The organism is Nonomuraea sp. NPDC050383 (assembly GCF_044459125.1).
GTDB lineage: Bacteria > Actinomycetota > Actinomycetes > Streptosporangiales > Streptosporangiaceae > Nonomuraea.
This window is the reverse complement of the sequence record NZ_JBITIP010000009.1, coordinates 83,893-97,988: the sequence shown is the minus strand read 5'-3', so window position 1 is coordinate 97,988 and position 14,096 is coordinate 83,893. Positions and strand designations below refer to the sequence as shown.

At 72.8% G+C, this 14,096-nt stretch carries 14 protein-coding genes; 4 read left to right on the top strand and 10 right to left on the bottom strand.

All coding sequences use genetic code 11. The annotated features are described in order from the left end of the window. Window positions 1–54 precede the first annotated feature (54 nt). Window positions 55–1,206: an acetyl-CoA C-acetyltransferase gene (locus ACIBG4_RS23065; protein WP_397203533.1), complete on the bottom strand. Its 1,152-nt coding sequence runs from the start codon at window positions 1,204–1,206 to the stop codon at window positions 55–57. Window positions 1,207–1,295: 89 nt separating this feature from the next. Between ACIBG4_RS23065 and ACIBG4_RS23060 the strand changes: the two genes are divergently transcribed. Continuing rightward, a complete protein-coding gene (locus ACIBG4_RS23060) occupies window positions 1,296–1,976 on the top strand; it encodes a TetR/AcrR family transcriptional regulator (protein ID WP_397203532.1) in 681 nt (226 codons plus the stop codon). Next, entirely contained in the window at window positions 1,973–2,665 is a 693-nt protein-coding gene (locus ACIBG4_RS23055) for a DNA alkylation repair protein (RefSeq protein WP_310716513.1), read from the top strand. Before ACIBG4_RS23060 ends, ACIBG4_RS23055 begins: the two co-directional genes overlap by 4 nt. 21 nt (window positions 2,666–2,686) lie before the next feature. Here the strand turns inward: ACIBG4_RS23055 and ACIBG4_RS23050 are convergent, their stop codons facing one another. After that, window positions 2,687–3,526: a LysR family transcriptional regulator gene (locus ACIBG4_RS23050; protein ID WP_397203717.1), complete on the bottom strand. Its 840-nt coding sequence runs from the start codon at window positions 3,524–3,526 to the stop codon at window positions 2,687–2,689. Window positions 3,527–3,614: 88 nt separating this feature from the next. Between ACIBG4_RS23050 and metE the strand changes: the two genes are divergently transcribed. Next, complete coding sequence (gene metE, locus ACIBG4_RS23045) at window positions 3,615–5,810, top strand: 5-methyltetrahydropteroyltriglutamate--homocysteine S-methyltransferase (protein WP_397203531.1); 2,196 nt, start codon at window positions 3,615–3,617, stop codon at window positions 5,808–5,810. Here the strand turns inward: metE and ACIBG4_RS23040 are convergent. The 6 genes from ACIBG4_RS23040 to ACIBG4_RS23015 all read right to left on the bottom strand — a co-directional run bounded on the left by ACIBG4_RS23040 (window position 5,803) and on the right by ACIBG4_RS23015 (window position 11,584). Continuing rightward, window positions 5,803–6,648: a phosphotransferase family protein gene (locus ACIBG4_RS23040; protein ID WP_397203530.1), complete on the bottom strand. Its 846-nt coding sequence runs from the start codon at window positions 6,646–6,648 to the stop codon at window positions 5,803–5,805. The two genes, metE and ACIBG4_RS23040, sit on opposite strands and share 8 nt — an antisense overlap. A 61-nt stretch (window positions 6,649–6,709) precedes the next feature. Continuing rightward, the gene (locus tag ACIBG4_RS23035; RefSeq protein ID WP_397203529.1) at window positions 6,710–7,630 is read right to left on the bottom strand and encodes a carbohydrate ABC transporter permease; all 921 of its coding nucleotides are present in this window, start codon (window positions 7,628–7,630) and stop codon (window positions 6,710–6,712) included. Beyond that, window positions 7,630–8,544: a carbohydrate ABC transporter permease gene (locus ACIBG4_RS23030; protein WP_397203528.1), complete on the bottom strand. Its 915-nt coding sequence runs from the start codon at window positions 8,542–8,544 to the stop codon at window positions 7,630–7,632. Before ACIBG4_RS23030 ends, ACIBG4_RS23035 begins: the two co-directional genes overlap by 1 nt. Further along, a complete protein-coding gene (gene ngcE / locus ACIBG4_RS23025; protein WP_397203527.1) occupies window positions 8,544–9,959 on the bottom strand; it encodes an N-acetylglucosamine/diacetylchitobiose ABC transporter substrate-binding protein in 1,416 nt (471 codons plus the stop codon). The genes ACIBG4_RS23030 and ngcE overlap by 1 nt, the downstream gene beginning before the upstream one ends. 20 nt (window positions 9,960–9,979) lie before the next feature. After that, a complete protein-coding gene (locus tag ACIBG4_RS23020) occupies window positions 9,980–10,714 on the bottom strand; it encodes a sugar isomerase domain-containing protein (protein ID WP_397203526.1) in 735 nt (244 codons plus the stop codon). Further along, window positions 10,715–11,584, bottom strand: coding sequence for a MurR/RpiR family transcriptional regulator (locus ACIBG4_RS23015; RefSeq protein ID WP_310716500.1), 870 nt, complete (start codon window positions 11,582–11,584; stop codon window positions 10,715–10,717). 79 nt (window positions 11,585–11,663) lie between these two features. On the opposite strand from ACIBG4_RS23015, the gene ACIBG4_RS23010 reads away from it, so the two are divergent. Next, window positions 11,664–12,620 (top strand): N-acetylglucosamine kinase, encoded by a 957-nt coding sequence (locus ACIBG4_RS23010; protein ID WP_397203525.1) that lies wholly within the window; start codon window positions 11,664–11,666, stop codon window positions 12,618–12,620. Between the two features lies 1 nt (window position 12,621). Here the strand turns inward: ACIBG4_RS23010 and ACIBG4_RS23005 are convergent, their stop codons facing one another. Next, window positions 12,622–13,539 carry a hypothetical protein gene (locus tag ACIBG4_RS23005; RefSeq protein WP_397203524.1) on the bottom strand — a complete coding sequence of 306 codons (918 nt, stop codon included), beginning with the start codon at window positions 13,537–13,539 and terminating at the stop codon, window positions 12,622–12,624. Then, on the bottom strand, window positions 13,536–14,063 hold the full coding sequence (locus tag ACIBG4_RS23000; protein WP_397203523.1) for an RNA polymerase sigma factor: 528 nt from the start codon (window positions 14,061–14,063) through the stop codon (window positions 13,536–13,538). Before ACIBG4_RS23000 ends, ACIBG4_RS23005 begins: the two co-directional genes overlap by 4 nt. Window positions 14,064–14,096 lie beyond the last annotated feature (33 nt).

Below are 14,096 nucleotides of genomic sequence, written 5' to 3'. Positions count from 1 at the left end.
TCTAATAGGAAAGTTTCCTATTTGCTAGTGGCATTTTCGGCCGTGGGAGAGCCGTCAGAGTCGCTCCAGGATGGTGACGTTGGCCTGGCCCCCTCCCTCGCACATGGTCTGCAGGCCGTACCTCCCGCCGGTGCGCTCCAGCTCGTGCAGCAGCTTGACGGCCAGCACGGCGCCGGTCGCGCCGAGCGGATGGCCGAGCGCGATGGCGCCGCCGTTGGGGTTGACGCGGGCCGGGTCGGCGCCGGTCTCCTTGACCCAGGCCAGCACGACCGAGGCGAACGCCTCGTTGATCTCCACGACGTCCATGTCCCCGATCGCCATCCCGGCCCTGCGCAGCGCGTACGCGGTGGCGGGGATCGGCGCGGACAGCATCATGACGGGGTCGGCGGCGCGCACCGACAGGTGGTGGACGCGGGCGCGCGGCGTCAGCCCGTGCTCCCGCACGGCCCGCTCCGAGGCGACGAGCAGGGCGGCGGCGCCGTCGGAGATCTGCGAGGCGAGCGCGGCGGTCAGCCGGCCGCCGTCCACGAGGGCCTTCAGCGCGGCCATCCGCTCCGGGCTGGTGTCGCGGCGCGGCCCCTCGTCGGCGGCGACGCCCTCGTACGGGGCGATCTCCCGGGCGAAGCGGCCCTCGTCGGCGGCGGCGATCGCCCGCCGGTGCGAGGCGTAGGCGTACGCCTCCATCTCCTCCCGCGAGACGTCCCACGCGGCGGCGATCTGCTCGGCCCCGGCGAACTGCGACACCTCCCGCGCGCCGTACCGCTCGCTCCAGCCCTTGGAGCCGGAGAAGGGCGTGGCGTGGCCGAGCGGCACGCCCGCGAGCATCGCGGAGGAGATGGGGACCATGCTCATGTTCTGCACGCCGCCCGCCACCACGAGGTCGGCGGTGCCGGACAGGACGGCCTGCGCGGCGAAGTGCAGGGCCTGCTGCGAGGATCCGCACTGGCGGTCGACCGTGACGCCCGGCACCTCCTCGGGCAGCCCGGCGGCCAGCCAGCAGGTACGGGCGACGTCGCCGGCCTGCGGCCCGATGGTGTCCACGCAGCCGAAGACCACGTCCTCCACCGCGGCCGGGTCGGCGCCGGTGCGCGCCATCAGCTCCTTCAGCACGTGGGCGCCGAGGTCGGCGGGGTGGGCGCGGGCCAGGCCGCCGTTCCTGCGCCCGACCGGGGTCCTGACCGCGCCGACGATGTAGGCCTCGTTCACCCCTGCATGGTAGCAAGCGCTTGGTCGCGTCGGGAACGCCGGATGAGCAGGGACACTTCCGTGAACAAGCGATTGTCCCAGGGCCCATAATGGAGAGCGTGACAACGCGTAAGAGCTCCAGCTCCACCACGGCCGCTCCCGCCAAGCGCCAGCGCGCGACATCCTCGGGGTCGGCCTCCGAGCGCCGCGACCACCTGGTCAAGCTCGCGGCGGAGATCTTCGCACGCAAGGGTTTCCAGGCCACGACCGTACGAGAGATCGCCACAGAGGCGGGCATTCTCTCCGGAAGTCTCTACCACCACTTCGACTCCAAGGAGACGATCGTCGACGAGGTGCTGTCCACCTTCCTCGACGACCTCATCGCCCGCTACCGCGCCGCCCTCGAATCGGGCTCCGACCCGCGCACGGTGCTGTCGGAGATGGTGCGCATCGGCTTCGGCACGCTGGAGCCGCACCGCGCCGCGATCACCGTCATGCAGAACGACTGGAACTACCTGCGCCAGTTCGAGCGGTTCAACTACCTCGTCAAGGCCGAGGACGAGGTCGAGCAGATGTGGGTGGCGCAGATCAAGGCCGGCCAGGCGGCCGGGCAGTTCCGCGCCGACGTGGATCCCAAGCTGACCTACCGGATGATCCGCGACACGATCTGGGTGGCGGTGCGCTGGTTCCGCCCCGGCGGGCGGCTCAACACGACGGGGCTGGCCGAGCACTACATCATGGTGCTCTTCGACGGCCTGGCCACCGGCGAGCGCAGCAGCCAGCAGGGATGAGCGCTCCCGAGACGGTCCGCGCCGCGGTGCGCGCGGCCCTGCGGGAGGCGGCCGAGCCCGCCAAGGCCCCGCTCATGCAGGCGTACATGAAGTCCGCGATGCCGTTCCTCGGCGTCCAGGCGGCGCCGCGGCGGGCCGCGCTCAAGCGCGTCTTCGCCGGGCACCGCATGGCCACCGCGCCGGAGTGGCGGCACGCCGTGCTCGCGCTGTGGCGCGAGGCCGAGTACCGCGAGGAGCGCTACGCGGCGATCGAGCTGACCGGCCACGCCCACTACCGCGAGTTCCAGACGCTCTACACGGTGCCGATGTACGAGGAGATGATCGTCAGCGGCGCCTGGTGGGACCTGGTCGACGAGCTGGCCACGCACCGGATGGGCGGGCTGCTGGCCGCGTTCCCCGGCGCGATGCGGCCCCTGGTGCTGGAGTGGGCGCACGCCGACGACCTGTGGAAGCGGCGCACGGCCATCCTGTGCCAGAACCGGTTCAAGCACCGCACCGACACCGCCCTGCTCTACGCCTGCATCGAGCCGAGCCTGTCCGACAACGACTTCTTCGCCCGCAAGGCGATCGGGTGGGCGCTGCGCGAGTACGCCAAGACCAACCCGGACGAGGTCGTCCGCTACGTACGCGCCAAGGGCATCAGCGGCCTCAGCCGTCGCGAGGCGCTGAAGAACCTGCCGGTCGCCTGACGCCCTCCGGACCGGGGGACGTCAGCGCGTCCACAGGGCGTCCTGCACGGCCTGCACGAGCGCCATCAGCTCGGGCGTGACCCGCTCCCGCGACCAGGCCAGCCCGTAGGTGATCCGCAGGTCACCCGCCACCAGCGGGACGAACGTCACGTCGTCGCGGCGCACCGCCCGCACCAGGAGCTGCGGCGCGGGCAGCAGGCCCGCGCCGGCCGCGACCAGGTCGAGCGCCGCGGCGAAGTCGTCGCCGGGCACCGCCCGCGGCCGGCCCTGCAGCCCCGGCCACGGCCGCCCGCCCGGCGCCAGCACCGTGCGGCCGGCCAGGTCCTGGGACGTGACCCGGGGACGCGCGGCGAGGGGATGCCCGGCGGGGACCGCCAGATGGTCCACGGAGACGTGGAAGCGGGCCCCGGTGACGAACTGCGCGGGCGCCGGGATGGCGAGCACCGCGGCCGACACCTCTCCCCCGGCCAGGGCCGCGGACGCCTCGGCGCGACCGGCGACGCGCAGCTCCACGCCGATGGGCGGGGTGCGCGCGGCCAGCCTCCGGGCGACGCGGGCGGCCAGCGAGCCGATGAGCGGTGGATAAGCGAGGTGAATGGACGGCCTGGCCAGTCGGGCCGCCTCCGCCGAGAACGCCGACGCCGACTCCAGCACCTGCTCCGCGTACGGCAGCAGCGCCCTGCCCTCCGCCGTGAGCCGCACGGCCCGGGCGCTGCGCTCGAAGAGGCGGACGCCCGCCGCGCGCTCCAGCCGGGTGATCGCCTGGCTCATGGCCGGCTGCGACATGCCGAGGTCGGCGGCGGCCCCCGAGAAGCTGAGCCGGTCCGCCACGCGAGCGAAGCACTGGATCTCGCGGAGCATAAGCGTCACGAATCCATGGTGCACCCACCGGGGGGCAGCGGGCACGATTCCCGGCATTGATCACGCCACGACGACGCAGGGAGCAGACATGTCCGTGCCGCCCGCCTTTCCCCGATCCACCGTGCTGGGTTATCCCCGCATCGGCCCGCGCCGGGAGCTGAAGCGCGCGCTGGAGGCGTACTGGGACGGCCGCTCGACCCGTGAGGAGCTGGACCGCGCCGGCGCCGAGCTGCGCGAGCGGACCTGGCGCCGCCTCGCCGAGCTGGGGCTGGAGGCGCTGCCGTCCAACACGTTCTCCCTCTACGACCACGTGCTCGACACGGCGGTGCTGCTGGGGGCGGTGCCGACGAGGTACCTGGACGCGGAGGACCCCTACTTCGCCATGGCCCGCGGCACGGACGGGCTGGCGCCGCTGCGGATGACGAAGTGGTTCGACACCAACTACCACTACATCGTGCCGGAGGTGGGCCCGGACACCGTCTTCGCGCTGGACGCCGCCAAGCCGCTCGGCGAGGTACGGGAGGCGCGGGCGCTGGGCCTGGAGACCCGGCCCGTGGTGGTGGGCCCGGTGACGTTCCTGCTGCTGTCGGAGCGGGGCACGGCGGCGCTGGACCGGCTCGGCGACGTGCTGGCCTGCTACGAGGAGCTGCTGACACGGCTGGCCGCCGAGGGGGTGGCGTGGGTCCAGCTCGACGAGCCCGCGCTGGTGACCGACCTCGGGGCCGCCGAGCTGGCCGCGGTACGGGAGGCGTACGAGCGGCTGGGAGCCGTCGAGGGGCGGCCCGGACTGCTCGTCGCCGCCCCCTTCGGCGACCTGGGCGAGGCGCTGCCGGTGCTGGCGGCCACCCCGGTGGAGGCGCTCGGCCTGGACCTGGTGCGCGGGCAGCTGGTGCGCGACGGCCTGGCCGGCGTCGCGGCGCTGGCCGGCAAGACCGTGGTGGCGGGCGTGGTGTCCGGGCGCGACGTGTGGCGCACCTCGCCGGAGCGGGCGGCGCACGCGCTGCGGACGGTCCGCGAGCACGCCGCCCACGTGGTGGTCGGCACGTCCTGCTCGCTGCTGCACGTGCCGTACGACGTGGAGGCCGAGACCGGCCTGGACCCGGCGCTGCGGGCGCGGCTGGCGTTCGCCGAGCAGAAGGTCGCCGAGGTGGTCGAGCTGGCGCGCTCGGCCTGGGACGGCCCGGCCCCGGCCGCGCCGTCGGTGCCGCTGGCCGCGCCCGTCCCGGCCGGCGAGCGGGCGCCGTACGCCGTGCGGGCCGCCGCGCAGGCCGAGCGGCTGGGGCTGCCGGTGCTGCCGATCACGACGATCGGGTCGTTCCCGCAGACCGGCGAGCTGCGTGCCGCCCGCGCCGCCGTCGCGGCGGGGACGCTGCCGCAGGAGGAGTACGAGCGGCGGATCGAGGCGGAGATCGAGCGGGCCGTCCGGACCCAGGAGCGGCTCGGCCTCGACGTCCTCGTCCACGGGGAGCCGGAGCGCAACGACATGGTGCAGTACTTCGCCGAGCACCTGGACGGCTTCGCGGTCACCCGCGAGGGCTGGGTGCAGTCGTACGGCTCCCGCTGCGCGAGGCCACCGATCCTGCACGGCGACGTCGGCCGGCCCGCGCCCATCACGGTCCGCTGGGCCCGCCACGCGCAGTCGCTGACGGACCGGCCGGTCAAGGGCATGCTCACGGGTCCCGTGACGATCGTGGCGTGGTCGTTCGTCCGGGACGACCTGCCGCTGCGCGACGTGGTGTTCCAGGTGGCGGAGGCGATCCGGGAGGAGGTGCGGGACCTGGAGGCGGCCGGGGTGCCGGTCATCCAGGTGGACGAGCCGGCGCTGCGGGAGCTGCTGCCGCTGCGGCGCGCCTCCCGGGCGGACTACCTGGAGTGGGCCGTCGCCGCGTACCGCCGGGCCACCTCGGGCGCGGGCGAGGCCACGCAGATCCACACGCACCTGTGCTACTCGGACGCCGACCAGATCCTCACCGCGATCGACGGCCTGGACGCGGACGTCACCACGGTCGAGTCGGCCCGGTCGGGCGGGCGCATCCTCGGCGCGGTCGGCGGGTTCGGGCGCGGGCTCGGGCCCGGGGTGTACGACATCCACTCGCCGCGGGTGCCGGGCGCCGAGGAGGTCGAGCGGCTGCTGCGCGAGGCGCTGAAGGCGCTGCCGGCCGGGCGGCTCTGGGTGAACCCGGACTGCGGGCTGAAGACGCGCACGTACGAGCAGGTCGAGGCGGCGCTGGCGAACGTGGTGGACGCCACGCGCCGCCTGCGCGCGGAGCTCAGCCTCAGCTGAAGGTGCGGACCAGGTGGGCGAGGGCGGCGTCCGCGTAGTGCCGGGGGCCCGTGCTCACGCCGTAGGCCAGGTCCTCGATGAGGGCGCACCGGGCGTAGAAGCGGACCCTGGCCCGGTCGTCCTCGCCGAGGCCGCCGTCGTAGTGGGCCGCGGTCGCCTCGAACACCTCGGGGCCGAGGTCGCGGTAGATCCGGGCGAAGTCGTGGGCCGGGTCGGTCAGCGCCGCGTCGGTCCAGTCGATGACGCCCGTCAGCAGGCCCGTCTCCGGGTCGGCGAGCAGGTGCTCGGCGCCGAGGTCGTTGTGGCAGAAGCGCACGGTGTCCGTCTCGGCGGGCACCGGGGCGCGCAGGAACGCCTCCACCAGCGGGCGATGCTCCTCCGGCACGTGCGACTCCACGTCGCGGTAGTCCTGGCCGGCGTCCTGGAGCAGCGTCGGCGCGGGGTAGTGGTCGGGCGGGGCGAGCTCGGCCAGCCCGTCGGCCGGGGCGGCGTGCAGGGCGCTGAGGAAGGCTCCCAGGGGCTCGGCCAGCCGGCCCGGGTCGGGCACCGGGCTCAGGTTGAGCGGCCGGCCGGGCAGCTTGCGGTAGGCGATGACGGCGGCCTCCGGGTCGGTGAAGACGACCTCGGGCACGGGCAGCGGGGAGATGGCGCGCACGGCGGCGAGCAGCGCGGCCTCGCGCCGGGTGGCGTCGCCGTCGGCGACCTTGGCCCCCCGGACGATCAGCTCGCCGTCGACCTCGTACACGACGTTGTCCAGGCCCTGGCAGAGCCGGACGACGGAGCGGACCTCGTGGCCGGGCAGATGGCGGGCCAGCAGCGCGCGGATGTCGGCGATCACACCCGCAGCCTAGGCCCGCCGCGCCCGGCAGGCGAGGGTCCCCGCGAGTCCTGTCACACGGTCACTTCAGCGCCCCGGCGGTCAGCCCGGCCTGGATCTGCCGCTGGAAGATCGTGTAGACGACCAGCATGGGCAGGATGGCCAGGGTCAGGGCGGCGAACAGCGCCGACCAGTCCTGGTCGTAGCCCGCGGCGGTGGAGATGTCGGCGATGCCCTGGGTGAGCACCCACTTGTCGCGCTCCTGGAGCAGCACCAGCGGGAGCTGGTACTGGTTCCACTGGCCGAGGACGTTGAAGATGGTGACGCTGACGATGCCGGGCCTGGCCATGGGCAGCATGATCTGGAAGAACACGCGGGTGTGCGAGGCGCCGTCCACCATGGCCGCCTCCCCGACCGCCGTCGGCAGCGTCCGGAAGAAGGCCGCCAGGAAGAACACGGTGAACGGCATCGAGTACGCGATGTAGACGAGCACCAGCCCGGCGTGGGTGTTGAGCCCGATGAACGGCCCGAGCACCGGCACGTTGCCCATGTTCTGCACCACGAAGAACAGCGGGCTCAGCGCCAGGTACACCGGGCAGGCCAGGCCGGAGACGAACAGCAGGTAGAAGGCCCGGTTGCCGCGGAACGGGTAGCGGGCCAGCACGTACGCGGCCATGGAACCGAGCAGCATGGTGCCGAACGTGCTGAACGACACCACGATGACGCTGTTGAGCGTGTACTGCCCGATGTGCGCCTGCTCCCAGGCGCGGCCGAAGTTGTCCCAGCGCAGGGTCTCGGGCAGCGACCAGGCGTCGCCGAAGATCTCGTCCTCGCTCTTCACCGAGGCGAGGAACGTCCACAGGATCGGCACCACGACGAGGACGGTCCACACCAGCAGCGCCACGTGCGACAGCACGCTGAGAGGTCCGAGGCGCCGCCTGCGCTCGCGCCGCTCCTCCCGGCGCGAGGTGGCGACCGTCCCCGAGGTCATCGTCGTTGTCATCAGTACTCGATTCGTTCGCGCCTCGACAGGCGCAGCGAGATGATCGCGAAGCCGACGGTGAAGAGGAACATCACGACGCCGAGCGCGGAGGCGTAGCCGAAGCGGAAGTACGAGAACGCGTTGCGGTAGATCTCGGCCGCCATGACGGTCGTCGAGAAGTCGGGGCCGCCGTGCTGGTCGGTCATGACCCACACGATCGCGAACACGTCGAGCGCCAGGATGCCGAGGTACACCCACGCCACCTGCACGGTGTCCCACAGCAGCGGCAGCGTGATGCGGAAGAACATGCTCCCCCGGCCGGCCCCGTCGATCTGCGCCGCCTCGAACATGTCGCGCGGGATCGAGGCGAGGCCGGCGGAGAAGAGCACCACGTAGAAGCCGACGGCCTGCCAGACCATGACGCCGAGGACCGACCAGAAGGCGACGTCCGGGTTCGACAGGAACCCGACCGGCTTGATCCCGAGCGCCATGAGCGGCCCGTTGAGCATGCCGCTGCCGTCGGGCCGGAACACCTGCTGGAACAGCACCGCCACCACCGCGACGGCCAGCACCTGCGGGAAGAAGAAGATCACCCGGTAGAGCTTCGACCCCCTGATCCCGCCCACGCCGCCGTTGCCGCCGCCCACGTTGAGCAGGAAGGCGAAGAACAGCGCGATGACGATCGTCAGCATCGGCAGCAGCACGAGCAGCGCCGCGTTGTGCCGCACCGCCCTCCAGAAGATCCCGTCGGAGAACAGCCGTACGAAGTTCTCGAACCCGATGAAGCGCGGCGTGGCGCTCACGCCACGCCAGTCGGTCATGGCGATGTAGAACGCCTGGATGTACGGGGAGATGACGTACACCAGGTAGAGCGTCACCGGGGCCGCGAGGAAGGCGGTGACGAACAGCCCGCGGCGGTAGCGCTGGAACACCATCAGCGCTTGAACTTCTTGATCGAGGAGTCGCCCTTGATCTCGTCGGCCTTCTTCTGCAGCCGCTCCAGGTACTTCTCGGGCGTGAGGCCGCCGGTCATCAGCTGACCGGTGGCGGCGATGGCCTCGTCCTTCATCTGGCCGTACCACCGGTCCCAGCGGAAGTACACGGTGTTGGTGCCCGCGGCGGTCAGTGCCTTGGTGGCGCTCTGGACACCGGGCGACAGCTCGCGTCCCTCACCCGCGCCCTTGACCACCGACACGGTCCGCACGAGCTGGCTGAAGTCGCCGGCCGCCTTCTTCGAGAGCATGGCTCGCAGGTACTCCATGCCGCCCTGCGCGTTGGCCCCCTTCGCCGGCACGATGAACGTCTCTCCGGGCTGGGAACGCAACGTGCCGTAGGGCATCTTGTCCGAGCCGGTGAAGTCCGGCAGCGGGAACATGCCGTAGGCGAAGTCGGCCGGAGTGGTGGTCTTCTGCTCGTTCTCCAGCCAGGAGCCGTTGGGCAGCATGGCGACCTGGTACTTGTTCTGTGCCGTCTGCGTCTGCACGTGGTCGAGGCCCGCGGTGCCCTCCATGAGGTACTTGGCGCCGATCTCGGCCCACGCGGTGGCCGACTGCTTCATCGGCTCGGCGGTCCAGGCGCCGTCCTCGAGGTTGTCGATGTTGACCAGCACCTCGGGTCCGCCGATCTTCGCGGCCATCGTCAGCAGCGGGTCGTAGAGGTACTGCGGGAACTTGCCGGCGTAGGTGAAGGGTGCCATCTTGCCGGACTTCTTGATCGTCTCGCAGAGTTTGAGGAACTCGTCCCAGGTCTTGGGCGCGGTCCAACCGTTGTCCTGGAAGACCTTCTGGGAGTACCAGATGCCGAAGATGTAGTTGACGTAGCCGACCACCGAGAACTTGCCGTCATAGGTCCCGTACTCGACGACGATGGGGTCGATCGTGTCTCTGACCTTGACGTTGGGGTCGTCCCAGCTCGGCGCGTCGAGCAGCGGGCCGAGGTCCTGGAGCTGGCCGTCCTGGGCGAGCGCGCCGAAGTCCAGGGCGTTGGCGCCGGAGTTGTCGATGACGTCGGGCGGGTTGCCGCCGGCGAAGCGGGGCTGCAGGACCTTGGTGATCTCCTTGGTGGACTCGAGCTTGATCTGCGCCTGCGGGTACTTGCTCTTGTACAGCGGCTGGTGGATGTCCTTGGCGTAGGCGGTGCCGAAGCCGCCGTCGAAGATCCAGACCTCCAGCGGCTTGTTCGCCGCCACGCCGAACGGGTTGGCGGCGCTGGTCGCGACCGGCGCCGCCGACGAGGAGGCCGGCGTCTTGGACGCCGGGGTGGCGCAGGCGGCGAGCGCGCCGGCCACGGGGACGAGCGCCGCGCTCCGGAGGAGCTGGCGCCGGGTGATGTTCTGGGGGGTGTTGGACATGATTGCTGTACTCCTGACTTTCAGGCTCCGCGTCGGATGCGCCCCGCGTAGCGGCTCTCCAGGGCCTTGTTGTGCTCGTCGCCGCCGGTCACGTTGACCGACAGGTAGATGGGCGGAGCCTCTCCGAGCGCCGCCATCCGCTCCACCGCCTCGGTGACGACCATCTGCGCGAGCAGCGCCGAGGTGATCGTGGAGACCGCTCCGTACGTGCCGCCGCCCGGCAGCTCCAGGACGGCGTCCCCGTACGGGGAGCCGTTGTCGAGCACGACGTCGGCCAGGTCGAGCAGCCGGCGGCCGGACGGGTGGCGCGAGGTCATCCGGGTGCTGTGCTCGACCGAGGTGATGGCGATCAGGGGGTGGCCGCCGTCCTTGACGATCGTGGCCAGCTCCACCACCGTGCCGTTGACGCCCGAGCTGGAGATCAGCACGAACACGTCCTGCGGCGCCACCGGGGCGAGGTCGTAGATCCGCCGGGCGATCGCGGGGTCGCGCTCCAGCTCGGGGGTCAGCACGCCGGGCGGGTCCCCGCCGTACAGGACGAGGTCGCGCGGTGAGAGCCGGTTGCTGGGCACCAGACCGCCGGCCCGGCCGGCGATCTCCATGGCGATCGCCTCGGAGTGCCCCGAGCCGAAGGCGTTCACCACGCCGCCGGCCCGCAGCGCGGCGACGAGCAGCCCCGCCGCCCGGCCCACGGGCTCCGCCTGCGTCTCGGCCACCCGCTGCGCCAGCTCCAGGGCCTTGGTCGCGTACGTCATTCAGCCTCTCTCCACCCGGTGGCTCTCCACGGCTCTGATGGTCCGCTCGAACGCCTCGTTGGTGCGCTCGTAGGTGCGCTGGGCGACCGCCACGTAGACGGCGTCCAGCACGAACAGCTGCGAGTGGACGGCGGCGAGCCCGCCGAGCCGGAACGTGGTCTCCCGGCTGGCTGTCGTGAGCACCAGGTCGGCCAGGTCGGCCAGCGGCGAGCGGGCGAAGGAGGTGACGGCGACCGTCGTCGCGCCGTGGCTGCCGGCCTCGGCCAGCGCCTCCATCACCTCCCGGGTGCGGCCCCGGTGGCTGATGCCGAGCGCGAGGTCGCCCTCGCCCAGCAGCGCGGCGTCCGACAGCGCGACGTGCGCGTCGCCCGCGCTCCAGCACGGGATGCCGATGCGGCGCAGCCGGCCTTCGAGCATGGTGGCGACGTTGCCGCTGGTGGAGACGCCGACGAGCAGCACGCGTGAGGCGGCGACGACGGCGTCGGCCACCCGGGCGACCGTCTCGGAGTCGAGCTGGGCGGCGGTGTCCTGGATGAGGCGGGCGTCGGCGGCGGCCATGACCTCGATGGCCGAGTCGAGCGGGTCGTCCGGGCCGATCTCGTGGCCCACGCCCGCGCCCCAGCCCGCCTGCGCGGCCCGGCCGGTCTCGGTGGCGAGCGCCACCCTCAGCTCGGCGTAGCCGGAGAAGCCGAACGCGCGGCAGAACCGCGTGACGGTGGCGGGCGAGCTGCCCGCCCGCTCGGCGAGCGCGATGATCGTCGACCGGGCCGCCTCGGCGGGGTCACCGAGGATCACCTCGCCGACCCGGCGCAACGCCTCCGGCAAACCGGGCAGTTCTGTTTCGACGCGCCCGAGGGCTCCTGAAGTCACGAATATTCCTTCCGAATACTCGGTCTTCTGGCGAAAATTATTCTTGCTTACCGGTCGCGTCAAGACCCAGAATCGGACCGTGACGAACTCGTTCGTGATCGGGGTGGACGCCGGCGCCACCTCCACCCGGGTGGCGGTGCACGCCCTGGACGGGTCCCGCGCCGGCTACGCCCGGGCCGGCGCCGGCAACCCCAGCGCCCACGGCCTCGGCAAGGCGGTCGCGGCGATCGGCGACGCCCTCGGGCGGGCGCTCGACGGCCTGGACCCCTCACGGGTGGTGGCCTCCCAGGCGGGCGTGGCCGGACAGGTCGCGGAGCTGGGCCCCGAGCTGGCCAAGGTGTGGGCCGGCCACGGCGTCGCCACCGGGCCCCGGGTGACGGGCGACGTGGTGATCGCGTACGTGGCGGGCACGCCCGAGCCGTCGGGCTCGCTGCTGCTGTCGGGCACCGGCGCGGTGGCCGCCCGCGTCACCGGCCACGAGCTGGCGGCCATCGCCGACGGGCTCGGCTGGCTGCTGGGCGACGCGGGCTCCGGCTTCTGGATCGGCCGCGCCGCGGCCAAGGCGGTGGTCGCGGCCCTCGACCGGGGCACGCGCGAGGGGCCGCTGGTGGAGCTCGTCCTGGAGGACTTCCTGGGGGCGGAGCGGGGCGCCACGCCGCGCGCCGACGCCGACCGGATCGTCCGGCTCGCGCAGGCCGACCACATGCGGCTGGCGTCGCTGTCGGCGCTGGTGAGCCGGGCCGCCGCGGCGGGCGACCCGATGGCCGTCGAGATCGTCCGCGAGGCGGCCGGTCACCTCGCGGCCACGGTGGGGCGCGTCCACGTGTCCGGGCCGGTCGTGCTGGCCGGGAGCGTGCTCATCAGCGACGGGCCCGTCCGGCAGGCGGTGAGCGCCCTGCTGGCGGACCGGGACGTGGCGACGGCGCGCGACGCGGCGGGCGCGGCGGCCTGGCTCGCGGCCCGCGACCTGCTGCCGCCGGAGCGGGCCCGCGAGCTGCACCCGCTCTTCACCGCCGCGCCCTCCGCCGTCGCCTGAGTCACTCGCTCGTGTCCTGCCGGGGCTTGGGACCGCCGTAGACCGGGTTCTTCGCCACCCGCTTCTCCGACACGAGCAGGCGCACGACGCCCTCCTGGTGCGCCTCGGCCTCCCAGACGATCCAGTCGCCGCCGACCTTCTCCGACTGCCTGGCCGGGTTCATGCCGTAGCCGTCGCCGCCGGGGTTCGGCTCGATGATCTGGAACACCGCCTTGAGCCCGCGCCTGCGCACCTCCGCGAGCACCTCGCGCACCGGGCGCTCGTCCACGCGGAATCCGGCCAGCATCCCGCCCTTCCTCGTGGCCGTGCCGTGCGACTGGTACACCTCGCCGGGCCTGGCCGGGCGGCCGAACTTGAGCGTGCCGTGGCCGGTGAAGCCCTCCTCCACGCTGACGACCATGAAGCAGCCCTCCTGGCCGATCGTGCACCCCTCGGGCTCGGCGCCGCCGCCGATGGCCTTGTCGTTCGTGTCCTGGCCGCCGAACTGGACGATCTCGCCGACGCGGTCGGGTGTGACGGGCACGAGCTCCATGTCGAGGTCCACGCCCACCGCCCGGAACGCCTCCCCGTACAGGGCGTGGTCGGCGAACGGGTCGCGGACCTTGGCGATCCACCAGCCGCCGCGCTGCTCGATCTCGATGGCGGAGTTGGCGTAGGAGGTGGCGGGGCCGGAGCCGATGTCCACGAAGCTGGGGCCGATCACGATCGCGGCGGCGAGTGCGGCGGTCGCCGCCATGCCCATGACCATGCGCCTGGTGCGCAGCCGCCTCCTCCCGGCGCCGGGCACGGTGGCCGGGTCAGGGAGGTCGGCCGGATCGGTGGCCGTGACGGAGGCCAGCAGCGCCCGCGCCCCCGCGCCGGACGCCCGGCCGGCCAGCTCCTCGTCGCGGACCCGGGCCAGGTCGCTGAGCTCGTTCATACAGCCTCCACGGCGAAACGGTGGGCGTTGACACCGGCGACGGCGAGCGCCTTGGAGAAGCGCTTGCGCGCCCGGTGCAGGCGGATGCGGACGGCGTTGCGGGAGCAGTCGAGGACCTGGGCGATCTCCTTGCTGCCGAGCCCCTCCCAGGCGACCAGGGACAGCAGCTCCCGGTCGTCCTCGGACAGCTCCGCGAAGGCCCGGGTGATCACACTCAGCTCGGCCCGCGCCTCCGGCGAGTGGCCGTAGAGGTCGGCCACGTCGTCGTCGAGCGCGACGAGGCGCCACCGGGCCGCGCCGCGGCGGTGGTTGGCCAGCACGTTGCGGGCCACGCCGTACAGCCACAGCCGGGCCTCGTCACCGGGCGGCAGCGCGTCGACGCGGCGCCATGCGACGGCGAACGTCTCGGACACCACGTCGGCGGCGTCCTCCGGCGAGTCGCAGCGGCGCACGGCGTATCCGAGGATCTGCTCATATGTCTGCTCATATACGGCCTCGAACCGGGTTTTCCGGTCGTCATCCACGGGCGGTCCCCATGGTCGGCCTCCTGTGTCAGG